The 20080-nt window shown below is 62.3% G+C and carries 29 protein-coding genes; 11 read left to right on the plus strand and 18 right to left on the minus strand.

Annotated features, from left to right (window positions below; genetic code table 11):
- Positions 1-4 precede the first annotated feature (4 nt).
- On the plus strand, positions 5-211 hold the full coding sequence (locus BQ7355_RS00235; RefSeq protein ID WP_072414367.1) for a helix-turn-helix transcriptional regulator: 207 nt from the start codon (positions 5-7) through the stop codon (positions 209-211).
- A 120-nt stretch (positions 212-331) separates the two neighbouring features.
- Here BQ7355_RS00235 and BQ7355_RS00240 read toward each other — a convergent pair whose 3' ends face one another.
- The 4 genes from BQ7355_RS00240 to BQ7355_RS00255 form a co-directional block, all read right to left on the minus strand.
- On the minus strand, positions 332-637 hold the full coding sequence (locus BQ7355_RS00240; protein WP_072414368.1) for a type II toxin-antitoxin system RelE/ParE family toxin: 306 nt from the start codon (positions 635-637) through the stop codon (positions 332-334).
- On the minus strand, positions 627-893 hold the full coding sequence (locus BQ7355_RS09130) for a hypothetical protein (RefSeq protein ID WP_072414369.1): 267 nt from the start codon (positions 891-893) through the stop codon (positions 627-629). Before BQ7355_RS09130 ends, BQ7355_RS00240 begins: the two co-directional genes overlap by 11 nt.
- Before the next feature lie 77 nt (positions 894-970).
- Positions 971-1603, minus strand: a complete 633-nt coding sequence (locus BQ7355_RS00250; protein ID WP_072414370.1) for a GyrI-like domain-containing protein — start codon at positions 1601-1603, stop codon at positions 971-973.
- A 74-nt stretch (positions 1604-1677) separates the two neighbouring features.
- Positions 1678-2469, minus strand: coding sequence for a class I SAM-dependent methyltransferase (locus tag BQ7355_RS00255; RefSeq protein ID WP_072414371.1), 792 nt, complete (start codon positions 2467-2469; stop codon positions 1678-1680).
- 183 nt (positions 2470-2652) lie between these two features.
- Here BQ7355_RS00255 and BQ7355_RS00260 point away from each other — a divergent pair, with 183 nt between their 5' ends.
- Positions 2653-3087, plus strand: coding sequence for a hypothetical protein (locus BQ7355_RS00260; RefSeq protein WP_072414372.1), 435 nt, complete (start codon positions 2653-2655; stop codon positions 3085-3087).
- A gap of 34 nt (positions 3088-3121) precedes the next feature.
- Here the strand turns inward: BQ7355_RS00260 and BQ7355_RS00265 are convergent, their stop codons facing one another.
- From BQ7355_RS00265 to BQ7355_RS00295, 7 genes are all read right to left on the minus strand, one after another.
- Positions 3122-3442 (minus strand): hypothetical protein, encoded by a 321-nt coding sequence (locus BQ7355_RS00265; protein ID WP_072414373.1) that lies wholly within the window; start codon positions 3440-3442, stop codon positions 3122-3124.
- A complete protein-coding gene (locus BQ7355_RS00270; protein WP_072414374.1) occupies positions 3439-3753 on the minus strand; it encodes a TfoX/Sxy family protein in 315 nt (104 codons plus the stop codon). The genes BQ7355_RS00265 and BQ7355_RS00270 overlap by 4 nt, the downstream gene beginning before the upstream one ends.
- A gap of 25 nt (positions 3754-3778) precedes the next feature.
- Positions 3779-4249 (minus strand): hypothetical protein, encoded by a 471-nt coding sequence (locus tag BQ7355_RS00275; protein ID WP_072414375.1) that lies wholly within the window; start codon positions 4247-4249, stop codon positions 3779-3781.
- Positions 4249-5154, minus strand: coding sequence for a hypothetical protein (locus BQ7355_RS00280; protein ID WP_240307271.1), 906 nt, complete (start codon positions 5152-5154; stop codon positions 4249-4251). The genes BQ7355_RS00275 and BQ7355_RS00280 overlap by 1 nt, the downstream gene beginning before the upstream one ends.
- Before the next feature lie 133 nt (positions 5155-5287).
- The gene (locus tag BQ7355_RS00285; protein ID WP_143761619.1) at positions 5288-5599 is read right to left on the minus strand and encodes a hypothetical protein; all 312 of its coding nucleotides are present in this window, start codon (positions 5597-5599) and stop codon (positions 5288-5290) included.
- A 39-nt stretch (positions 5600-5638) separates the two neighbouring features.
- A complete protein-coding gene (locus BQ7355_RS00290) occupies positions 5639-5986 on the minus strand; it encodes a hypothetical protein (protein WP_072414378.1) in 348 nt (115 codons plus the stop codon).
- A 9-nt stretch (positions 5987-5995) separates the two neighbouring features.
- Positions 5996-6823, minus strand: a complete 828-nt coding sequence (locus BQ7355_RS00295; RefSeq protein ID WP_072414379.1) for a hypothetical protein — start codon at positions 6821-6823, stop codon at positions 5996-5998.
- An 868-nt stretch (positions 6824-7691) separates the two neighbouring features.
- Here BQ7355_RS00295 and BQ7355_RS00300 point away from each other — a divergent pair.
- The 8 genes from BQ7355_RS00300 to BQ7355_RS00335 all read left to right on the plus strand — a co-directional run bounded on the left by BQ7355_RS00300 (position 7692) and on the right by BQ7355_RS00335 (position 14525).
- A complete protein-coding gene (locus BQ7355_RS00300) occupies positions 7692-8288 on the plus strand; it encodes an RNA polymerase sigma factor (RefSeq protein ID WP_083581339.1) in 597 nt (198 codons plus the stop codon).
- Positions 8272-9462, plus strand: a complete 1191-nt coding sequence (locus tag BQ7355_RS00305; protein WP_072414380.1) for a DUF4179 domain-containing protein — start codon at positions 8272-8274, stop codon at positions 9460-9462. The genes BQ7355_RS00300 and BQ7355_RS00305 overlap by 17 nt, the downstream gene beginning before the upstream one ends.
- Positions 9463-9753: 291 nt before the next feature.
- Positions 9754-10068: a PadR family transcriptional regulator gene (locus tag BQ7355_RS00310; RefSeq protein ID WP_072414381.1), complete on the plus strand. Its 315-nt coding sequence runs from the start codon at positions 9754-9756 to the stop codon at positions 10066-10068.
- A complete protein-coding gene (locus BQ7355_RS00315; RefSeq protein ID WP_072414382.1) occupies positions 10065-10775 on the plus strand; it encodes a DUF1700 domain-containing protein in 711 nt (236 codons plus the stop codon). Before BQ7355_RS00310 ends, BQ7355_RS00315 begins: the two co-directional genes overlap by 4 nt.
- Positions 10768-11727, plus strand: coding sequence for a DUF4097 family beta strand repeat-containing protein (locus tag BQ7355_RS00320; RefSeq protein ID WP_072414383.1), 960 nt, complete (start codon positions 10768-10770; stop codon positions 11725-11727). The genes BQ7355_RS00315 and BQ7355_RS00320 overlap by 8 nt, the downstream gene beginning before the upstream one ends.
- 275 nt (positions 11728-12002) lie before the next feature.
- The gene (locus BQ7355_RS00325; RefSeq protein ID WP_072414384.1) at positions 12003-12797 is read left to right on the plus strand and encodes an ABC transporter ATP-binding protein; all 795 of its coding nucleotides are present in this window, start codon (positions 12003-12005) and stop codon (positions 12795-12797) included.
- The gene (locus BQ7355_RS00330; protein WP_072414385.1) at positions 12787-13665 is read left to right on the plus strand and encodes a hypothetical protein; all 879 of its coding nucleotides are present in this window, start codon (positions 12787-12789) and stop codon (positions 13663-13665) included. The genes BQ7355_RS00325 and BQ7355_RS00330 overlap by 11 nt, the downstream gene beginning before the upstream one ends.
- The gene (locus BQ7355_RS00335) at positions 13662-14525 is read left to right on the plus strand and encodes a hypothetical protein (protein ID WP_143761621.1); all 864 of its coding nucleotides are present in this window, start codon (positions 13662-13664) and stop codon (positions 14523-14525) included. The genes BQ7355_RS00330 and BQ7355_RS00335 overlap by 4 nt, the downstream gene beginning before the upstream one ends.
- 20 nt (positions 14526-14545) lie before the next feature.
- Here the strand turns inward: BQ7355_RS00335 and BQ7355_RS00340 are convergent, their stop codons facing one another.
- The 7 genes from BQ7355_RS00340 to BQ7355_RS00365 form a co-directional block, all read right to left on the minus strand.
- On the minus strand, positions 14546-14902 hold the full coding sequence (locus BQ7355_RS00340) for a DUF1648 domain-containing protein (protein ID WP_072414387.1): 357 nt from the start codon (positions 14900-14902) through the stop codon (positions 14546-14548).
- 44 nt (positions 14903-14946) lie between these two features.
- Positions 14947-15135: a hypothetical protein gene (locus BQ7355_RS00345; RefSeq protein ID WP_072414388.1), complete on the minus strand. Its 189-nt coding sequence runs from the start codon at positions 15133-15135 to the stop codon at positions 14947-14949.
- 84 nt (positions 15136-15219) lie between these two features.
- A complete protein-coding gene (locus BQ7355_RS00350; protein ID WP_240307272.1) occupies positions 15220-16296 on the minus strand; it encodes an AAA family ATPase in 1077 nt (358 codons plus the stop codon).
- Between the two features lie 125 nt (positions 16297-16421).
- On the minus strand, positions 16422-16550 hold the full coding sequence (locus BQ7355_RS09410) for a hypothetical protein (RefSeq protein WP_275886582.1): 129 nt from the start codon (positions 16548-16550) through the stop codon (positions 16422-16424).
- A gap of 119 nt (positions 16551-16669) precedes the next feature.
- Positions 16670-17071 carry a helix-turn-helix domain-containing protein gene (locus BQ7355_RS00355; RefSeq protein ID WP_072414389.1) on the minus strand — a complete coding sequence of 134 codons (402 nt, stop codon included), beginning with the start codon at positions 17069-17071 and terminating at the stop codon, positions 16670-16672.
- Positions 17072-17778: 707 nt separating this feature from the next.
- Positions 17779-17988, minus strand: coding sequence for a hypothetical protein (locus tag BQ7355_RS00360; RefSeq protein ID WP_072414390.1), 210 nt, complete (start codon positions 17986-17988; stop codon positions 17779-17781).
- Positions 17978-18859: a helix-turn-helix transcriptional regulator gene (locus tag BQ7355_RS00365; RefSeq protein WP_072414391.1), complete on the minus strand. Its 882-nt coding sequence runs from the start codon at positions 18857-18859 to the stop codon at positions 17978-17980. Before BQ7355_RS00365 ends, BQ7355_RS00360 begins: the two co-directional genes overlap by 11 nt.
- Positions 18860-19088: 229 nt before the next feature.
- Here BQ7355_RS00365 and BQ7355_RS00370 point away from each other — a divergent pair, with 229 nt between their 5' ends.
- Entirely contained in the window at positions 19089-20075 is a 987-nt protein-coding gene (locus BQ7355_RS00370; protein ID WP_072414392.1) for an ABC transporter ATP-binding protein, read from the plus strand.
- Positions 20076-20080: the final 5 nt, after the last annotated feature.

The following is a 20080-nucleotide window of genomic DNA, read 5'->3' on the forward strand; positions in this document are numbered from 1 at the left end:
CACTGTGAAGGAATCGCTGACACTTAAAAACTCACTGCGAGAGGCTCGAAAGCAACGTGGACTCTCGCAGACACAACTTGCCGAGTTGACGGGGGTATCCCTAAACACGATCAGCTCCATCGAAACGGGACAGTTCAATCCTACAGCCAAGCTTGCGCTCGTCCTCTGCATTGCGCTCGACAAGAAGTTTGAGGAACTGTTTTATTTCTAGGCGCCTGTGGAGCAGGTTATCCCCCCCGGCGCAAACGGCGATGTTTCCTGCGATGGAACCGAGCCGCTCACACCCCCTTTCACGCACCTCATTGACACGTTGCGAACATCTATAAAAGCACTATACGAGTCGAGCGTAATCTTGCGACCGATGGAAGATGTGGGCGATGGTCACGTCGTCACCGCGCACCGTATAGAGAAACGTATATCTCATCACGGAGGCGGACCGGTATCCCCTTGCAGCAAGCTCAGGCAGATGGCATAGGCTGAATGCTTCGGGATGGTTCCGAACGCTTTCCACCTTGGCATCGAACTCCATCATGAAATGACGGGCAGCCTGAGGACTCTTCACTACGTTGACAAGGTAGGAGACGATATCGCGGTACTCGCGCTGCGCCTCGCGAGCAATCGATAACCTATAGCCCATATTCTTCCCTGAGCTTCGACGCGAAGACGTCGTACTCATCCACCTCGCCGTTCTCGATTTCCTGCTCCGCGAGCAGAATCCGAGAAAACAGGCGCGCCTTCGCGACCTCATCGCGCTGAGCAGCCCACTCTTCTGCCGACAGACAATGAAATGCCTCGTAACCGTTACGCGTCACCGTAACATCACGCTCTCGACTGACAAGCGCGGTAAAAGCCGCGGTGTCCTTCATATCGCGAACCGGGACTGCGATAGCCATATGCACCCCTTTCAACTTGTGGCCTAACTATACCACGTTCATCAATAGAAGCAGCAGCGGCCAACGGCGGTACCCATCTACGCCCTGCGAACCGGATGCCTGATCACCGTCTTGAGCTTCTCGGGCGCGGTGCGCCGGGCGTCGTTGAGGTAGATCTCGTGATGGAGGCGCTCGTCGGAGAAATCCTCAACGTAGCCCTGCTCCTCGGCGAACGCGCGCATCGCCTCGACGGTCGTCGGCTCGTCATCATACGGCCCAACGTGCAGGCACTGAACGCACAGCCCCTCCTCGATAACGAGCAGCTCGACCATCGAAAAGTCCCGCTTCTTCTTGGCGGAAGCCTCCGCGACGGCCCATTCGAACTCCTCGCGCGTCACGAACTCGGGCACGCGGATGGCGGATATCCAGTTGAAGTCCTCCTTGCGCGCATAATCCACGCCCAGCACGCCGTCCTGCCACCAAAAACCCTCCAGAGGCGGCACGACGAAGTCGAAGTAGCCCTCGATGCGATGGTCGCCTTTCTTGGACATCTTGATGGTATACGCCACGCCGTAGAGCGCCTCGAGCGCACCCTTGTACGCCCCGCCCTCCTCGTTAGGGTCACCATGGCCGCGGACGGCGATGAACGTCATCGCAGGAACCTCGACGAGCATCGGCTTCTTGGGCGGAAGATAGAACTCCTTGTATTCCTTCTTGTAGTCGAACGCCATCGCAATCCCCTCTCCCGAGCAACGATAGACCTATGATAGGCGAACATATGTTCTTGTCAATGCGGTTCGGCAGATTATGTTGCGATTCGCCTAACGCCCTTCACGGCGTACGTCGCCCAGAAGGTCGGAATGTTCAAGTCGTGCAGCCTGCCTTCGCCATAGGTGTCCTCGTAGCAGTCGACCAGCTGGAAACCGGCTTGCAGCTGGCCTCGGATCTGCTCCTCCAGCGTATGCGAGAACTGGATGCCGTCCTCCACGGGGTCGAGCGCCTCCATGTGGTCGGGATTCTTCAACGGGTTGAACGGCAGGCTGTACACCGCCCGCTCCTCTTCGGGGTAGTCGAACACGTATCCAAAGCCGTTGTCCATGCCCGCCAACAGGCGACCACCAGGCTTCAGGATGCGATGGCACTCGCGCCAAAGCGGCTTGACCTCCTCTATGTAGCAGTTCGAGACGGGATGGAAGATAAGGTCGAACTCCCCGTCCGCAAAGGGAAGCGGACGAGACATGTCGCCTCGAACGATCTCGATCTCATACCCCTCGCGCTCGGCGACCATCCGCTCGGATTCCAGCTGGCTGGGCGTGTAATCGAACACGGTGCACCGCGCCCCGAGGGCGGCGAAGACGGGCATCTGCTGACCGCCGCCGCTGGCGAGACCGAGTACGCGCAGACTGGACAGGTCGCTCGGATACCATTCGCGCGGAACGGGTTTGGTGGGGGTCAGCAGCATGCGCCACTCGCCCTGCCGGGCCTCGAGGTATTCCTCATGGCTCAAAGGGGTGCCCCACTCCCAGCCCTGCGAGTTCCACCCGTCGATGGCGTGGGCGTTCACATCGGCGTAGGTATCTCTCGTTATTTCCGGCATACGCTGGGCCTCCTGTATTCAACTTGATTCAATCGCGTGCATCCAAGAGCCCCGCGGATTAAACCCCAAACGAGTCCGCGCGACTATCAACGCGAGCCAACCCCTCGCCCAACTATAATCTAGCCACAAGGTGCAACTGAGCCCGAAGCCCAATCTTTCGAACCATCGCTCACAGGAGGGTGCATGAACAGGAAGAAAGTCCTTATCGCAGCGGCAAGCGCACTTGTCGCCCTCGGCGTCCTCATGGCACTCCTCCTTCCATCTGGCGGGAACGTGCAATCAGCCAAGCACATCGCACACGCAACGGACCTTTACACCAAAGAGGACATCGAAGCCGCGTTCGACGCCATCGAGTCGGAGTTCGCATCGGGGTTCAAGGGCTGCACGCTCAAAGAACTCCGCTATGACGATGAGATTGAAGCTCAATATCTGGACGAAACTCCTGAGCACAAGCAGGAGGGCACTGGGGACCGCATCGTCGTGCTATCCGAATTCACGACCAACTGGCAGGCTTCCGACGAGGGATTCTCGCCAAACGACAGCTATGAAGACTGGCAATGGATACTCACCAGGCCCTCGCAACATTCGCCGTGGGAGGTCGTCGGCTGGGGCTATTAACGCGCCATCCGCGCCGCGAGGGACCGACCCGCATCTACTTGACCTCGACGCCCTCCATGCGCAGCAGGCCAAAGCGCACGAGCAGCGTCTCGCACACGCGGAACCAGTAGAGGCCTATGACGAGTGCAACGACGTACAGGACGATCGAATCCTGCAGAAGCGATCTCGCCATCCATATGAGCATGAAGAGCGGCGACATAAGAAGGACGAGCGCCGCTAGAACGGAGGCGACCCTCCCCGCCCCGCCAAACGGCGCCCATTCGAACTCGGCCCCGCAGACGCACCGCCTCGGCATGACGCCGAACTTGACCGGCACCCTCCGCCCGCAGTGGGCGCAGGCCATCTCCCCCATCATCGGCGGGTCTTCCGAACCGAGCCGTCGCGAAGCTCCGCACAGACGGCCCCTACCAACCGGGAGAGCGCATCGCCGTCATCTGAATCGACGAGCCACATCGGCCTCGCGCCCTCGTAGGGGACGGCGGTCGCGCCCAGCGCTGATGCGGACGCGGGGGTCTCCTTGATGAGCAACCGATCGTCGTAGACACCGCCGAACAGCGTGCCCTCCGAGTAGAGGAGGTACTCCCCCATCATCTTCCTCGTGGTCAAGCCCTCAACACCCGAGAGAAGGTCAAGGACATAATCGAGATAGCCTTGCGAAGACGCCATGACAGCCCCCTTTGCTTCGAATCCGTCAGCCCCGCTCGACGATCGCGCCGTAGCCCGTGTGCGGCAGGTACTCCACCGCGAGCCTCTCGCCGTCGTCGACGTAGCCGGAGAACACCGTGAGGTCGACGACCTCGCCGGTCTCGTCGTCGCGCACCGAGACGCCCCGGCGCTCGCTCGGAACGTCCGCCCCGCCGTGCGCGTGGCCGACGGCGACGCCCTCGACCCTGAGGTAACCCCCGCCCATGATCCGGGGCACGTCGAGGAGGGCGCTGAGGAGGAAGGCCGCCGTGGCGGCCGCCACGACCATCGGGACGATGTTCAGGACCCTCAGGAACAGGACGTCGTTCCTTCCGGTGAAGCTCTTCCTCACCTCGTCGGGGCTCCGGAAGACGGCGTCGATGAAATCCCTCTTGCGCACGAGGTGCGAGACGCAGAACGCGAACGCGACGATGAAGGCCAGCGACCGCATCGCGAGCCTGAAGACGGCGTATTCCATCACCCGCTCACCTCCAGCCCCGACAGGACCTCGGCGCGCAGGCGCTCCATGCGGGGCGTGAGCGGCTCGAGGGCAGTGTCGCTCGCAAGACGTGCCGCCTCATCGGCGGATCCGTGCAATAACTCGTATTCGGCGAGGTAGAGCTGCCAGTTCGCGCGCTGCTGGTGGCAGTCGGCCGCCGCCATGCGCTCGCGCATGCGGACGGCGTCGGCGGCGTCGCGCTCAGCGGGCGGGCGAACCAGGACGGCGAAGTCGGCGATCTGGGAATCGATGACGGCGCGGTTGCGCGAACCCTCCTTGAAGCTCGTGCGGAACGCCGAGAGCCTGGACAGCGTGTCGCGCGCGCCGTCGAGGTCACCGGTGTCGACGCGGCTCAGAAACTCGACCTGCATGACGCGGAACCACCTTGGATTGTCCGGCCGCTTGAAGGAGACGGACTCGAGGCGGCGCAGGGCGCCGGCGCTATCGAGCTCAAGGTAGTCGCAGTACGCGAGCTCGATGGCGATGGTGTTCGCGGAGCGGCCGAAGCGGTCGCGCTCGGCGAGCGCATCGAGCGCCGCGCGATAACGGGCGGGGTCGCAGTCCTCGCCGACGACCTCGGAAAGGCCGGTGGACAACTTTACCTTGCGCAGGCGGGTCACGAAGGCGGCCACGAGCGTCAGGGCGAGGGCAACCAGATAGAGCACATAGCGCTCAAGACGGACGGCCCAGAGCATCACGACCAGGTTGGCAAGGAGCACGACGATGAGCTGCACACTGATCGAGCGCAGCCGCTTGAGGTACGCGGCCACGGTCCCCTGTGCATCCAGGCCCCAGTACGCGGAGCGCCCATCCCCCGTCGGAGACACGCTGTCGATAGGGTTGGGCTCCGGCGTCCGGGCGGGCGCGGTCGGAAGGTTGCTCATGGCGGTCATCTCCTCCTATAAGCTGCGACGTTCAAGCCGTCGTGATCATTCGCGGGCGCGGGGCACCGCATCGCCGTGCACGCCGCATCGCTGCGCCACCGGCACGGGCAACGTTCCCCAAAGCACCCCGCCCTCACATCCTCATGCGTTCGAGACGGGGGTACCCACGGCGAAGCGCCGCGTTGTACTGGCTCTTCAGGCGGCCCGCTTGCAGGTACCAAGCGGCATAGAGGGCAACACCTTCGACCACGAGCATCGCCGCGAGCACGAAGGGCGCCGTCTTCGTCATGAGCAGCATCGCGTCGAAAGCGGCGAAGAGTGCCAGCACGCCGGCCGTCGCCTTTGTACGCTCCTCAACCTGTCGGCGCAACTGGCAGCGAATGCCTTCCAGCTCCATCTCCGTATAACGCGCCGCAACGATGCCTTGGCGAACGCTTTCGTCCATATGCGCGATACAAAAACGGATCACGGGACCCTCCATCCCCTAGTCGACGAACCAGAACCACGCGAAGAATACGAGATACGGAACGCTCAGCAGGTACAGCGCGAAGATGAGCGCGATCATCCCGGTGCGAGCGGGCGAACCATCGCTCGCTCGACGCAGCTCGCGCACCGTCAACACGATGGCGACGACGAGCGCGACGACTGCCAGGACGGCCATGCCCATCAGCATCAGGGCGATGCCGACGCTCAACGCCATGACCGGCGCCATGAGCAGGGCGCACCCGCAGCCACCCGGACTGTAGAGGGTGCCGACCGCGCCTCGGCGAGCGCGACGCCGCGCACGGGGCGCATGCGTTGCGCTCGTGGGATTCCGCATATCGAAAAGCATGGCCCGCCCCTACTCGATCGGATCGCCCGCAGCAAGCGGGCCGTCCACATCGCGCGCGCCCACGAGGGTGCGCGTCGTGGGATACCAGCGTACCTCGGCCATCGGCTCGTCGAGCACGAGCGCGACCTCGGGCCAATCGGACGCGTTCACGCTGAGGCGCGCATCGACCTGGCCGTTCGCGACCGACTCGCCGTCCTTGTAGAGCGATACCTCGAAGGTGGTCGGCGTAAGCATGGCGCCGCGGCCGCGCGGGTGGTTGATCTCGGCCTCGTAGAAAACGAAGGTCTCCTGCTTCCACCCGCCGTTCAGGTCATCGAGCATCTCGCTGCAGGAAAATGCGCCCCCGACCATCGCGATGCCAGCCATCACGCCGCAGAAGAGCACGATCGCCGCGGCGCCGGTATGGTTATAGCTGATGGGGTCCTTCTTGCGATGGCGGCGATAGATGAACGGGATCGCCAGGAACACGATGGTGAGCACGATGCCGAACGCTCCGGTGCGGTCCGCCGATGACAGCGCCCCCATGCCGAAGAGGAACGGCAGCACGTAGCAGAAGAAACCCAACGCGATACCGCGCACCTCGCGTGCAAGCGCCCGCTGGTCGACATGCTTCTTGTGGATCGTCTGCAGGTAGAGGCAGGGGGTGAAGACGGCCATCGAAATGCCGAACAGCAGAAAGCCGACTCCGACCGAAGCGCGGTTGTACAGCGCCGCCGCACCCACGCTCGTGGCGAAGCGGCTGTAGACCAGCGCGGCGAACCCGACAAACAGGAAGACGCACCCCGCGAGAAGAAAAGGCGCCTGCTTGCGGTTCGCGGTGGTGGTTATGTGCGCCATACGTATACCTCGTCTTATGCTCGCGGCGCCCGAATCCGTCGCCGAGTTGATGTTCAGACGAATCTAGCATAGGGCACATTAACCTATGGCAACGGTTCGGTAAGCGCGCGGACCCAGGATCGGGAGCAAGCGCTTTTCAAGCTAGAATCTTCAGCTGCACAGGGCGAGATGACGCGAATGAGGCTCTGGCCCCCGAAGTGAGTGGATTAGACGGCAATCCAAAAGTATGCTGCACCGCGGCACAGTGCCCAACTGGTCAAACGGCAGGCGAATCTGCCGTATGTTATAGGTCTACTTGCCCCGAAGGAAAAAATCCACTCACTTCGGGGGTCAGAGCTATAAAGAACACCCTACCAACTCCCCGAGAACCCCGCGAAGGCGCCCCATCGCCGCCTCGGTGCCTCGACTTGACCGCACGTCAAGGGAAAACCCGTCTCCTCGCACTCAGCAGACGCCGGCTTCGCATCATCAAACGCTCTTTCATGCGGCCCGGCCATGCGAAATGGAACCGAGCGCGGGAACGCCCAAGGAAGGCGGCGTCCGGAGCAACAGGCGCCCAGCGGGACCCATGCCCACGGTCGGCGAGCGTCACCGCTCTTGCCACGCTGCACTAAGGAGGCTCGCGCACGGGGGGCGCTCATGCGACGATACCGCGCTCAAGCACCCGCCGGCAAGCACGCCGGCCGCGCAAGACGGTTGCGGAACCCCCTCATCCGCTCCTCCCTCCACGCCTGCGGGGATCATCGCGATGCATGTCGCTCAACCGACTATGCCAACTATCCGTCGCTCTCGCGTATTGTTGACAGAGGGAGATATCGCAAACCGGTCCCTCGCGTACCGAAACCACTCAAGAAAGCGAGGTGAGGACATGGAAGCTTGGAATGCATCGGCAGCGCGCCGGGCAGGCGGCGGGGGCGGCCCGTCGCACGACGCGTTACGAGGCACGGCGCGCGCTTCGATAGAGGCGGAGGCGAATCGGCTCGTCGAGACATACGCCGACACGATCCTGCGCGTGAGCTACACCTACCTGCACAGCACGCAAGATGCCGAAGACATCTGCCAAGACGTCCTTCTTAAAGCCCTCAACCGTGCGGAGCGCTTCGAATCGGCGGAGCACGAGCGCGCCTGGATCATCCGCGTCGCCATCAACGCCGCGAAGGACCTCCTCAGGCGCCAGTCGGGACGCACCACCGTCGCGCTCGACGACATCGCCGAGCCCGTAGCACCGACGCGAGCCACCGAGTACGAGCTCGAGGCCCGATCGGGAAGCGTCCTTAAGCGCGTCATGGCGCTGCCCCTGGAATACCGCGAGGCCATCTACCTCCACTACTACGAGGGCTGCTCCATCAAGCAGATCGCCGCCATCGTCCATGCATCCGAATCGGCCGTGGCCACGCGACTCAGCCGCGGCCGGTCCAAGCTTCGCCCCGCCCTGGAAGGAGTTCGACATGAGCTCGACCTTTGATTCCACCTCCTATCGATCCGACCTTGACCAACTCTCCTTTACCGACGAGCAGAAGGCGCGCATGGCGGCGCGACTCGCCGAAGCGGCATGCGGCACCGCAGAAGCAGTCGTCCAGCGCGAATCCGCAGCGAGCAAGATCCTGGAGCTGCACAGCGCCGACGGCGCGCGCGACGCGACGCGGCGCGCACGCCGCCCGAAGGCCCGTCGCAACGGCGCCCGCCGCATCGCGGCGGCGCTCGGCATCGCCGCCCTGCTCACCATCGGCGGGGGCACCGCCTATGCCACGGGCACGCTCGCGCGCGCGGCGGACTCCCTCGCCGCCGTCTTCGGCGCGGGGCCTGCGCAGACCGAGCTCATCGACCGTATCGGCCGGCCGATCGGCGCCAGCTGCACGAGCGACGGCATCACCATCACAGCCGACGCCATCATCGGCATGCGCCACGCCTACGCGGTGGTCTACACCATCGAGAAGGATGACGGGACCGCGTTCGACGAGCTCACGATGAACGAGAACGGCGCCTTCAATCTGCTTCTCGAAGGAGGCGGAAGCATCAACGCGCTGACCGCGCTGCGCCTTGGCGTGAAAGGCGGCTACGGCAGCTACCACACCTTCGACGCCGACCCCTCGGACAACGCCATCCAACTCGTTGAGATGATGAGCCTCACCGGCTCCTATTCCTCGCTCGTGGGCGAGACGCTGCACTTCGACGCCAGCAAGCTCCTCTACTTACCCGAGGGCAAGCAGGCGGACGGGCGAGACCTTCCCGCAGAGACGCTCGCCACCGGCGACTGGAGTATGTCCTTCAAGATCGACTACGAAGACCTCTCCGTCGATCTGCCCGCAGGCCAGACGTTCACCATCAACGGCAACAACGCCGTCATGAACGAACTCGCCATCTCCCCGCTCGGCGCGGACGTCACCTACACGGTCGATGCCGTGGACGGCCCTTCCGAACCCACGGGCCGCGAGGACAGCTCCGAGAACCGTGCGGGGCACGGCGACTTCACGGTGACCTTCGCCGACGGTACCACGCAGGAACTGGGCAGCGGTTACGGATCCTGGCAGGAGAGCGGCAAGACCGTCGTTCAAAAGACCTACTTCTTCAACCAGATCCGCGATGTCGACGATATCGTCAGCATCACCATCGGCGACCTGACGATCCCGGTCGAGTAGGCACGCCGTACGGGCGAGCAACGCAGCAGCTGCGCAGAACGAGGCCGCGCTCGACATCCCCCAAGGGAGCCGGGCGCGGCCTCCGCTGTGTTCCGCCGCCTCAGATTAGGGACAGTCCCTTTTCTGAGCCGGCGGCGATCCCGCAACGATCTCGTCGCGGGAGGGTGCGGCGCTACGACAAGTCGTCCTTGCGGCACCGCGCCCCAAGACCTCAAAAAGTGCCTGTCCCCCATTTGAGGTAGTTGACGCCTTATACTATGCTCCGTATAGTATCAGTTGAAGGGAGGTATCATGGATGCTCAGATGAAACGCGGCTTCCTCGAGATATGCGTGCTCGCGTCGCTCAAAGGACGGGACTCCTACGGCTACCAGATCGTCAAGGACGTACCCGATATCCTGGGACTTACCGAGTCGACGCTGTACCCGCTGCTCAAGCGCCTCGAGAAGGCCGATTGCCTGACCGCCTACTCCGTGGAGCACAACGGACGGCTGCGAAAGTACTACCGGCTCACGCCGACCGGCGAGGAGCGCATCGCCGAGTTCCTCTCCGAGCAGGCGGACATCATGTCGATCTATGATTTCGTGAAACGAGGTGCACACGTATGACCAAGCAGGAATTCCTCTCCGAGCTCGAGCGGGCGCTGGGTAAGCTGCCGCACGCCGAAGTCGAGCAGGCGCTCGCGTTCTACGACGAGGCCATCAGCGACCGCATGGAAGACGGTCTCAGCGAGAGCGAGGCGGTAGCCGGACTGGGCCCGATCGACGAGATCGCGGCGCAGATCGCCGCCGAGACCCCGCCCATCCCGCGCGCCATCGCGCGGGCCAACACCGGCAGCCGCACCTTGAACATCGTGCTGCTCGCCGTGTTCTCCCCCATCTGGGTGCCCGTCGCGCTTGCGCTGGCTGCCGCCGCGCTCGCCGTGTACGTTGCGATCTGGGCCGTCATAGCGTCGCTATGGATCGTCGACACGGTCCTCGTGCTCATGCCCTTCGCGGGGCTGGCGTCGCTCGCCGCGCTCGCAGGCGGCGGAATGCCGCTGCCCGGCGTCTTCGTCCTCGGCCTCTCGCTCGTGTCGAGCGGCTTCGGGCTCGTCGCCTCCTTCGCCGTCTTCTGGGCGAGCAGGCTGCTCTTCCAGGCAACGAGAGCCTTCGCGCGCTGGGTCGCGAGCCTGTTCGTGCGCGTGAGCGGCACAGATGATGACGGCACGTCCAATCGTGCAAAGACCCACGGCGGCCCAAGCATGCCCGCAGCCGTCGAGAGCGTCCCCTCCGTCCACGACACCCTCCCGGAAGGAGGCGTTCACAATGCGTAAGGCCCCCAAGATCATCCTCGTCACCGCAGCGGCGCTCATCGGGACCGGAGCCATGCTCTCGTGCGGCGCCTGGGCGGCGGCCGGATTCGACACCGCCCGCCTGTCCACCGTGAACTACGACTGGCATCAGACCGTGAGCGCGCTCGAGGACGAAGCCGCCTCGCCGCACGGGCGTATCGTCATCACGTCCGAATTCGAGAACGTCCAACTCGAACCCGCCGACGGCGACGCCATCGAGCTCGAGTATTGGACGGGAAACTGCCAGAGTGTCTCCGTCGAGGACGCGGACGGCGTGCTCAAGATCGACGTCGACTCGCAGCCCATGGAGGGCGTCATGATCGACCTCTCCCCTGCCGAGGCAGGCGGCGTCAACGACACCACAACCGTGGTTCGCGTGCCCGCGTCGTTCACCGGCGAGATCGAGGTGCACTCCGATTCGGGCGACGTCGTCGCGGCTGACGTGCGCGAGCTCGCCGGCCTGTACGCCTCCACCAGCAACGGGAGCCTCGTTACGAAGAACGTCTCCGCCGCCAAGCTCGACGCGATCAACGAGAACGGCGACACCTTGCTCTCCGGCATCGAGGCCGAGGCGATCCTCGCGACCAACTTCAACGGCGACATCTCGCTTGGAGGTGCTGCGGCACGCAAGGCCCAGGTCGTGAACGAAAACGGCGACATCATGTTGGCGGACCTGGCGCTGCAGGATGACCTGCTGTGCGAATCCGCGAACGGGGATATCTCGGCGCAGAGGCTCGACATCACCACGAGTCGGATCGAGAGCGTGAACGGGGACATCTACCTGTCGTACCTGGGGGCAGAAGACTCCTATCATATCGACGCCCACACCAACCAAGGCGACATCGTATCGCCGCAAGGTGCCGACGACGCCGCGCGCACCATTAGCGTCGACAGTAACCTGGGCGACATCCAGATCAACTTCACCTCGAAATAGGGGCACCCCCACCTCAATTTAGGGACTATCCCTACATTGAGGTGGCGAGGGTGGCACCGAGACGAGGCGATTTACCCCCGTCCGCCTTCATCGAACGCAAGTCGGCATCACGCGCGTCATCTTTTGACGATTTGGAGCGCAATTTTGACGCTCGTGATGCCGACCGGGAGCACCTACGCCAAGGCCAAACGCCCTACTTAACCCATCCCTCTCAGAAATTCGATAATCGCCAACCCGATACAACCCAATCCAAACGCATCCAATTGGAGGCACCCATGTCGCACACGGCCCTGCGCCTTGCTGACATCACTAAGCGTTACCGCTCGAACACCGTTTTGGGCCCCATTGACCTCTCGCTCGAAGAGGGGCGCATCTATGGCCTCATCGGCGAGAACGGCGCGGGGAAATCGACGCTCATCCGCATCCTCATGGGACTGAGCAAGCCGACAAGCGGCACCATCGAGATCATGGACGCGTCCACTCCCGATGGACTTCGCCGATCACGGGCGCAAATCGGGTACGTCCCCGATTCGAGTGCGAGCTATCCGCTGCTCAGTGCTGCCGACAATCTCAAGGCGCGTTGCCTTGAATGGGGCTTTGACCAGCGGCAGATTCCCTGCATTCTCAACATGGTCGGATTGACAGACACGGGCGGCAAACGGGCGCGGAGCTTCTCCCTCGGCATGCGCAAGCGCCTCGACCTGGGCATCGCGCTTTTAGGGCAGCCGCGCATGCTCGTGCTCGATGAACCCACCAACGGGCTCGACCCCCTCGGCACCATCGAGATTAGAAAACTCATAAAGCGCCTCAACCGCGAGCTTGGCACCACGGTGCTTATATCGAGCCACAACCTATCCGAGCTTCATCAAACGGCGACCGACTACATCATCTTGAGTAGCGGTGCACTGGTGGCTCAGCTCACCGCGTATGACGTCGACAACCTGAGCGGCGGCGATCTGGAAATGCTCTACGCACACATCATGTTGGGCCGTGGCGGCGGGGTCTCTTCGCGGCGTGGCAACCCCTGCGACTCCGCCTCGTCTTGGAAAGGCGACCGTCATGACCGATAGAGCAACGCGCCGACATGGCGTCCCGCATCGACAGAACAGCGACTCGGCCCTGAGATGCGCTCTGATCAGTGAGATCTTCCTCGCGAGCCGTATTGAGCGCATGGCACCCGTGGCCCTCATTGCCCTTTTGACCTGCGCAGCCACCGTTTTGAGTCCCGAAGGTGGGCCGTTGTTCATGGTGGCGGGCGACCCGAACGGCACCATGGGGGTCACCATCGGGTTCATCGGCAACGTCATCGACCACACCCATGTTGCTGAGTCCGCCGTGCGCGCGTCGCTCGTCTACACGGTTGCATGGATCCCCGCGGCGGTGATTCTCGGCATAACCGCGATTGGCGAAGGAGTCGCATCTAACAGCGCGCAGATTTCCCAGGCGAAGGGCATGCCAGGCGGGGCGGTCATTCTCACGAAGGTGGCACCGCAGGCGATGGCAATCGCAGTCGCATATCTCCTATCGTGCGGCATTGCCTTCGCAGCTACATCGGCTGCTTACGGTATAGCATCCGGTATAGCATCCAACGTCACTTGGCAGGTTGCGTTTGCGGTAATAACAACGAACTGCCTCCTTCTGTGCGCCATCTACTTTGCGTCCGCCTGCGTTGCCGCCATATGCAGAATGCCCCTGCTCGCCATCCTCCTTGCCCTGCTATTGCACATAGGGCCCCTGCTCGCGCACCCAAAAGTGTATGTCGCGGGGACTTCGCCGGAGATTGCCTGGGCAAGTCCCGTCGTTTGGCTCATGCACACGTGCTCCCTCAACATGGCGGGACCGACCTTCGCCTTCGGAGCGATGGTTGCCGCGGGCATATGCATTGCCAGCATGGCCCTCATGTATCTGGCTTGCAATCGTCAGGAGGCTTGTCGATGAACGATGGAACGCACTTCTCAACACCTCATGCGACCGTAAGAATCGGCGGATCTTCCTCGGGGCACGAACTCATAAAGCGCCCCCGTCCTGCCGTCGCGTCGTTGCTTATTGGATTGAAAGCCCATCTCGGACTTCTTGCGCTCGCAGGCAGTGTGGTCACATGTCTTATCTTCCTCTTCTTCGGCGATGGTTCATGGATGTTCGCTCTCACCGAAGCATCGGGTATCGGCTTTGCGCCCGACCCCGCATATTGGACAGCAAACGCCGGGATATCGACCGTCGACGCACTCGCGTGCTCGGCGCTTGCCGAAACGGTGTTCCTGCCGTTCATCGCGCTGGGAGTATGCGGGCGATTTTGCGGAGCCGTCTATACAACCGGTGCCCGGTCGGTCTCTCGGGCGCGCGGCACATCACCCCGGCGGCTGGCAGCGGGCGATCTTCTAGCCGTCTCGCTTCCCGTTCAGGTTCTCTATAGCGCAACTGTCCTCATGACCGCAACGGCCCTCTGCCTACAGGCGGGGCAAGCCAACCTCCTTGGAACTGTCCTCGCATCACTCGCGCCGCGCCTCTTGCTCGCACTCGTCGTCAACGAGTCGTTTATCGCTTGCGTACTTACGCTGTATCGGCTTATCCCCAACCGCGCCGCCGCGTTCGGGATCATGGCCGTCGGCTTCATCGCCTCCTGCGTGGCTCAGCTCTCGTTTCCCGGGGACATACTGCCGGCACATGCTGGGCTCTGGATGCATGCAAGCAGCACGACTGCTCTGCACGCGCTCACACTGCCGGTCGCCGTCTTCTCGAGTGTCACGGGGTTCGCCGCGCTTGCCCTCTGCGCGCGCGTGCAGCGATTACGGATCTAACTTCGCAGGAAACGGTTTTGTTAACAAGAGAAGGCAAGGAAGAAGAGGTAGAAACAGCTCACGTCTAGCAAAACGGCAGACACAAGCACAATGATGGCAACAATTAGGTCTCGTTCCTCACGCGTGTGAACACCGGGAACGTTGGAGAGCGAAAAATGCCGACAGCATATTCCAAAAATGATCACGCCAATGGAAAAGAGCGGCATGAAGAGATACTCCCACTTGCTTCCAAAGCGGGTTGGAACGTTCCCAAAACCAAAGTGGACGGGAACGACATCAGGCAGCTTCGATACCCGCAAAAGAAACCATGCGAGGGGAACCAGGCAAATCACCAGACTGGCAACATCAATAATCAAACAGAGCCGTTTTCGATTCATGGTCCCACCCCATCGCTCAACCCTACATTGAGATCCGCGGTCTCCTATTCCCCGTTGCCCTTAAGCGCCCATTGCCATGCGAACCGACGGATACTCGTAATGACATGGCTGAGATTGAACGACGCGGGCTCGGCCAGCGCTTCGACAGCCTCGTGGCGCGGACGGGGGTTCGGAAACTCAAAGGCACGGGCCTCTTGCACCAGATCAGCATGGTCAAACGCAGTCAGCGACATTGGGTGCCTCCCTTCCTTCGCCATCAGTATACAAACTTCTCTCTGATGGAGAGAAGTTTGAGGTCTATCTTCGCTCAGTGCCTCCTACTCCCTCACGTGCTCAAGCAGGTATTCGCGCATATAGGGGATCGCAAAGCTAACCACACCGTACGACGGAGCCTCGATGAGCGCCGCATCTACGAGGCGACGACGATAGGTGCTCACGGACGTGGGGGCGACCCCCATCTCGCGCGCGATATCGCCAGACGCCACGGGGCCAGACCCACATCGCACCATGGCCGCAAGGTACTCGAACTGCTTGCCCGAGACGCGCCTGAGCGCCGGTTCAATCACCATGTTATCGAAGCTCTTGCGCGCCGTCGCGATGCCCTTTTGCGCATCGCGCAGCTCAATCGCATCAGAACCGCGGCGCGAAGCTGACTGCCAGGTGTAATATCCGACAAGCTGAACCATGAAGGGATAGCCGGCAGCGGCGGCCGTGAGCACATCGGACACCCCAGTCGCAACAGATTTGCCCGCGCGCACCATCGTGTCCTCAAACGAATCTCCGACCTCAAAGTCCATAAGGCGCTTGAGCTCGACATGCTTGGCCCGCTGAAGAAACGTCAGGGTCTCATCCACCACAACACCGTCGACTGAAGCGGGAAGACCCGCGAATGCAAAGGCAACGTTCGCACCCTGGCGCACCAGCAACTGGATCTCGTTACCAAGCTCGCGGATCTCATCAAGCGGCGCATCTTGAATTTCATCGAGCGTGATGAGGAGGCCACCGTTGCGCGAAGCCTCGTACATCGCCTCCCCCAGCTGCGTCGCCGACTTGGATATCTCGACGGAACCCAAGCTCACGTCCAATATAGAAGGGGATACCGACAGCGAGGACACTTCGCGATTCCGCGAGAGGGCACCGAGAATGCGATCGCAAAAGCCCGCGTTCGCGGCGACGTCAACCACATGGAACCCATGCTCGCGCGCGATGTCTCCAAATGCGTTAAGGAGCATGGTCTTGCCCACGCCACGGACCCCGGAAACGCGAAGTAATCTGTCAGGAGCTCCGGGGCCGTTTTCAAGCGCTTCGGTAAAGTCGTCGAGAATCTCGTCTCGACCGATAAGTTCAGGTGGATTCATTCCAGCCGTCGGCTTGAACGGATTAACGCGCACCACCGCACATCACCCTCTGCGGTCAAAGAAGTTTAACAAGTTGAACAGAGTTTAACAAGTTGAACAAAACTCATACCGAGGGCTCGATAGAAGAAACGCCCGCTCAATCAACACACTCGCAAATTCTGTCACTCATTGAGAAACCGCACCGGTGCGGTCCTGATCACGCGCAGCACCGGCATCAGCCCTGCTACGGCCAGCACGACGAAACCTGCGACGGCGATGAGGACGGCAGGGGCAAAACGCACGGACAGCATCGCGCTCCCAGCACCCAAGCCCAACGCATGGGCCGCGATCATTACGCACGCGAGGCGCGGATCGAGACCGAATCCGCTCCCGCTCGTCACGCAAGGCCATACGAGGCCTCGGCCAGCGGCTACTTCCAGCCGGGGATGTCGGCACCCGAGGAGAGTATCGTGGACAGGATGGTCAGGATAACGACAATCAGCAGGAACACAACCGCAGTGCCCGCGATGACCATGAGGGCGCTGAGGGCGAAGCGGTACTCGCGCGACAGCTCGCGCGGGGCGGACGCCGAGGGCGTCTCGCACACCGACGGGACACTCGCCGAGCCCGTGAGGATGAAGTCCGTGCTCACACGGTAGATCTGCGCGAGCTTGACCACGTTGTCGACTTCAGGGCGGCCCTGGGCGCCCTCCCACTTCGAGATGGCCTGACGGGAAACACCAAGCAGGTCCGCCAACTGCTCCTGCGAGTAACCGGCCTTGCGGCGAAGATCGAGCAGACGATCGGCTAGCTGCGTCGTCGCGTCATCCATAATGAAAGCCTCCTTGTAGCGCTGATATTCCGGGGCCCGACGGCAGCCGTCATGGGATGCTTTCGCCCCCTTTGGCCATCGGGCCTCAGCGCAAGACTATCCTCGCAACCGCCGTTGCGCTCCACCATCTAGCAGCGACAATTGTAGCAACACATCGCGACAATTCCGCCACCGCCCGTTGCGGTGCAGGCGCGAGGGTTTCGCAGCAAGGACGCCGCCTCATATTCGGCCCCGTTCTCCCCTGCGGCTTGAGAATCTGGGTTCATGATTGACCTAGTGGTCAAAATACCCGTATTTCGCGCTTTTCTGATTCAAAAATCGTGCGTTACTTCCTAAAGAGTGGAGATGAGAGCGCTCCATGAAAAGAAAACCGCAGATAGGGAAAGACCAGGCAGCACCATCGCACCCAGAAAAAGGTTTAAACAACCAATCGAAAGCGCGAAATACGAGTATTTTGACCATCGATGCCGATATTAACGAAATCGAGCTCTCTCGCTTATCCCAAAAGAAGGTTACACGGTGCGCCAACGACCCAGATGAGTCATTTCGGAAGAACACTTCCGGCAAGGTCATCGGTGGGAACAGTGCCATCGGCCTCGCTGATGCAATGGTTTCAGCCGGCAGAATCGCTATAACGGGGACGGGGCGCAGTGCCGACGGGCAAATCGTCCTGATCAAAATCGAGAAGGAGCTTGGTGCACCACAAATCACGGCACTGCGGCTCGACATGATCGCGGCGAGCCGCACCGAGGGTTGGGCCTATCGAAGATCTCCGCCCACAGCGCGAACGCATCTATTACGACGAACAGCGCGATGATGCCGCAGGCGGCCTTCTTGCGCGCATCGATGGTGCGCCGCAGGATGCCGCTGATCCCCTCGGGCTCCATCTCCGCGTAGCGGTCGGAATCAACCCTCACGCGCTTGCCACCAGGCGACGGCGAGCTGCGTGCGGTTCTTGTAGCCCGTCTTCTGGAGCGACGAGCTGATGCGGTTGCGGACCGTACCCTCGCTGATGAACGCCGCAGCGGCAATCTCGTGATTGTCGAGTCCCTCGGCGATGAGGGCAACCACCTCGTATTCGCGATCGGTAAGCTGGGAGAACGCAGCCCGGCAACGCCCATCGGTCGACAAGGCGGCAAGATGAGGCAACATAACCGCATGCGCCGGCTCAGCATCGGCAGCAGAGGTCCCATCAGGACGGTCCGCGGCGCCGGTGACACGGGAATCGAAATCGACGCGACCCCTTACCAAGCGACCTTCCACCTCGACCAGCTCGCGCTCGCGATACTCATCCCACGCCCGATGGCGAAGATCGCGCTGGGCGAGCAATGCGCTCGTGCGCATGGAGACAAGGGCGGCAAGGGCGCACAGCGCCGCGCTGAGCACGATGGCCCCCGCGGGCACATGGTGCACCGCGGCGGCACAGGCAAACGGAATGGGCACCGCTAGAGGCGCCGCGCGCCAAGGCAAAGGATCCCGGATGAAACGGCACAGTTCGTAGGTGGCAGCCGGCACGAAGAACAACCCCTCGGGCACGACGGCAGAGAGCGCGCAAAAGAAAACGGGGGCAAGCGAACGCCACCCGCTCCTCGCCCATTCGCATCCCAACACCGCGATGACAGCAACCAGCAAGCAGGCGACCACCGAAGCAGAAGCTGCAATATCCCCAAATGGCAGCAGCACGCCAGCACCGGCAGTGTCCACGACCCCGGCGTCGAGCGTCGAATGTGCAACGAACGACACCGCGCATGCAGTGAAAACAACCAGTATGTCGACGATTCGTACCATGGTTCCCCATGGTAGCAAAAGCAAGATACGGCAGGTAAAACCAAGTCGTGACAAATGTCACTACCGTCATTTCCGCCCGTCAGGCACCATGTTCCCAACATGACCGCACCCAACGACCTCAATTTGGGGACAGGTACCGATCTTAGGCTCGACTCCAGCCGCAATGCGCGTGGCGAACGGCCGCTCAATTCAGTGCCTGTCCCTAAACTGAGGTGGAGTGGAGGAAGCAATGGACATCATCGCCGTCGACGGGCTCGTCAAGCGCTACGGCGAGCTGCTCGCGCTCGATCACTTCGACCTGCACGTCGCCGCGGGCGAGATCTTCGGCCTGCTGGGACCCAACGGATCGGGCAAAACCACGAGCATCAACTGCATGCTCAGCCTACTCGCCTACGACCGAGGCAGCATCCGGCTGTTCGGCGAGGCGATGGCGCCCACCCGCTACGACCTCAAGCGCCGCATCGGCATCGTGCCGCAGCAGGTGGCCGTCTTCGATGAGCTCACCGTGCGGGAGAACATCGATTACTTCTGCTCGCTCTACATAGGCGACCGCACGCAGCGGCGGGCGTTGGTCGAAGAGGCCATCGAGTTCGTGGGACTCGAGGAATTCGCGCGCTTCCGCCCTGGGAAGCTGTCGGGCGGCCTGCTGCGCCGTCTCAACATCGCCTGCGGCATTACACACAAACCCGAGCTGATCTTCTTCGACGAACCCACCGTGGCGGTCGACCCGCAGAGCCGCAACGCCATTCTCGTCGGCATCCAACGCCTGCGCGCCGAGGGGGCGACCGTGGTGTACACGAGCCATTACATGGAAGAGGTCGAGCAGATCTGCGACCGCGTGATGATCATGGATCACGGCCGCGCTCTCACCCAGGGCACCTGCGACGAGCTCAAGCGCTCGATTCGCACGGGAGAGCGCATCGTGGTGGAGCTGGAAGGAGCGAAGGGGCGTCGTGGGGCCGTACGCGATGCCGCCCCTACACCTCCCGCGATTCCGGAACGTGAGCTCGAACGCCTGCGTGCGCTTCCCCATGTGATCGACGTCGCGCTCGACGGCAACCTACTCACCGTCTCGTGCGAGGCGAGCGAGCACAACCTCACCGACGTGCTCGCAGCGCTGCGCGCGGGCAAGGCGCGCCTGGGCCGCATCACGTGCGCCCCGCCCACCCTGAACGATGTGTTCCTCGAAATCACCGGCCGCGAGCTGCGCGACTAAGGGGC

Source organism: Collinsella phocaeensis, assembly GCF_900119895.1.
Lineage (GTDB): Bacteria > Actinomycetota > Coriobacteriia > Coriobacteriales > Coriobacteriaceae > Collinsella > Collinsella phocaeensis.

Excerpts from the sequence above, each read along its gene's own strand:
- BQ7355_RS00240 (WP_072414368.1), bottom strand. The coding sequence starts at position 637 with ATGGGCTATAGGTTATCGATTGCTCGCGAGGCGCAGCGCGAGTACCGC.
- BQ7355_RS09130 (WP_072414369.1), bottom strand. The coding sequence starts at position 893 with ATGGCTATCGCAGTCCCGGTTCGCGATATGAAGGACACCGCGGCTTTT.
- BQ7355_RS00250 (WP_072414370.1), bottom strand. The coding sequence starts at position 1,603 with ATGGCGTTCGACTACAAGAAGGAATACAAGGAGTTCTATCTTCCGCCC.
- BQ7355_RS00255 (WP_072414371.1), bottom strand. The coding sequence starts at position 2,469 with ATGCCGGAAATAACGAGAGATACCTACGCCGATGTGAACGCCCACGCC.
- BQ7355_RS00260 (WP_072414372.1), top strand. The coding sequence starts at position 2,653 with ATGAACAGGAAGAAAGTCCTTATCGCAGCGGCAAGCGCACTTGTCGCC.
- BQ7355_RS00265 (WP_072414373.1), bottom strand. The coding sequence starts at position 3,442 with ATGATGGGGGAGATGGCCTGCGCCCACTGCGGGCGGAGGGTGCCGGTC.
- BQ7355_RS00270 (WP_072414374.1), bottom strand. The coding sequence starts at position 3,753 with ATGGCGTCTTCGCAAGGCTATCTCGATTATGTCCTTGACCTTCTCTCG.
- BQ7355_RS00275 (WP_072414375.1), bottom strand. The coding sequence starts at position 4,249 with ATGGAATACGCCGTCTTCAGGCTCGCGATGCGGTCGCTGGCCTTCATC.
- BQ7355_RS00280 (WP_240307271.1), bottom strand. The coding sequence starts at position 5,154 with ATGAGCAACCTTCCGACCGCGCCCGCCCGGACGCCGGAGCCCAACCCT.
- BQ7355_RS00285 (WP_143761619.1), bottom strand. The coding sequence starts at position 5,599 with ATGGACGAAAGCGTTCGCCAAGGCATCGTTGCGGCGCGTTATACGGAG.
- BQ7355_RS00290 (WP_072414378.1), bottom strand. The coding sequence starts at position 5,986 with ATGCTTTTCGATATGCGGAATCCCACGAGCGCAACGCATGCGCCCCGT.
- BQ7355_RS00295 (WP_072414379.1), bottom strand. The coding sequence starts at position 6,823 with ATGGCGCACATAACCACCACCGCGAACCGCAAGCAGGCGCCTTTTCTT.
- BQ7355_RS00300 (WP_083581339.1), top strand. The coding sequence starts at position 7,692 with ATGGAAGCTTGGAATGCATCGGCAGCGCGCCGGGCAGGCGGCGGGGGC.
- BQ7355_RS00305 (WP_072414380.1), top strand. The coding sequence starts at position 8,272 with ATGAGCTCGACCTTTGATTCCACCTCCTATCGATCCGACCTTGACCAA.
- BQ7355_RS00310 (WP_072414381.1), top strand. The coding sequence starts at position 9,754 with ATGGATGCTCAGATGAAACGCGGCTTCCTCGAGATATGCGTGCTCGCG.
- BQ7355_RS00315 (WP_072414382.1), top strand. The coding sequence starts at position 10,065 with ATGACCAAGCAGGAATTCCTCTCCGAGCTCGAGCGGGCGCTGGGTAAG.
- BQ7355_RS00320 (WP_072414383.1), top strand. The coding sequence starts at position 10,768 with ATGCGTAAGGCCCCCAAGATCATCCTCGTCACCGCAGCGGCGCTCATC.
- BQ7355_RS00325 (WP_072414384.1), top strand. The coding sequence starts at position 12,003 with ATGTCGCACACGGCCCTGCGCCTTGCTGACATCACTAAGCGTTACCGC.
- BQ7355_RS00330 (WP_072414385.1), top strand. The coding sequence starts at position 12,787 with ATGACCGATAGAGCAACGCGCCGACATGGCGTCCCGCATCGACAGAAC.
- BQ7355_RS00335 (WP_143761621.1), top strand. The coding sequence starts at position 13,662 with ATGAACGATGGAACGCACTTCTCAACACCTCATGCGACCGTAAGAATC.
- BQ7355_RS00340 (WP_072414387.1), bottom strand. The coding sequence starts at position 14,902 with ATGAATCGAAAACGGCTCTGTTTGATTATTGATGTTGCCAGTCTGGTG.
- BQ7355_RS00345 (WP_072414388.1), bottom strand. The coding sequence starts at position 15,135 with ATGTCGCTGACTGCGTTTGACCATGCTGATCTGGTGCAAGAGGCCCGT.
- BQ7355_RS09410 (WP_275886582.1), bottom strand. The coding sequence starts at position 16,550 with ATGCTGTCCGTGCGTTTTGCCCCTGCCGTCCTCATCGCCGTCGCAGGT.
- BQ7355_RS00355 (WP_072414389.1), bottom strand. The coding sequence starts at position 17,071 with ATGGATGACGCGACGACGCAGCTAGCCGATCGTCTGCTCGATCTTCGC.
- BQ7355_RS00365 (WP_072414391.1), bottom strand. The coding sequence starts at position 18,859 with ATGGTACGAATCGTCGACATACTGGTTGTTTTCACTGCATGCGCGGTG.
- BQ7355_RS00370 (WP_072414392.1), top strand. The coding sequence starts at position 19,089 with ATGGACATCATCGCCGTCGACGGGCTCGTCAAGCGCTACGGCGAGCTG.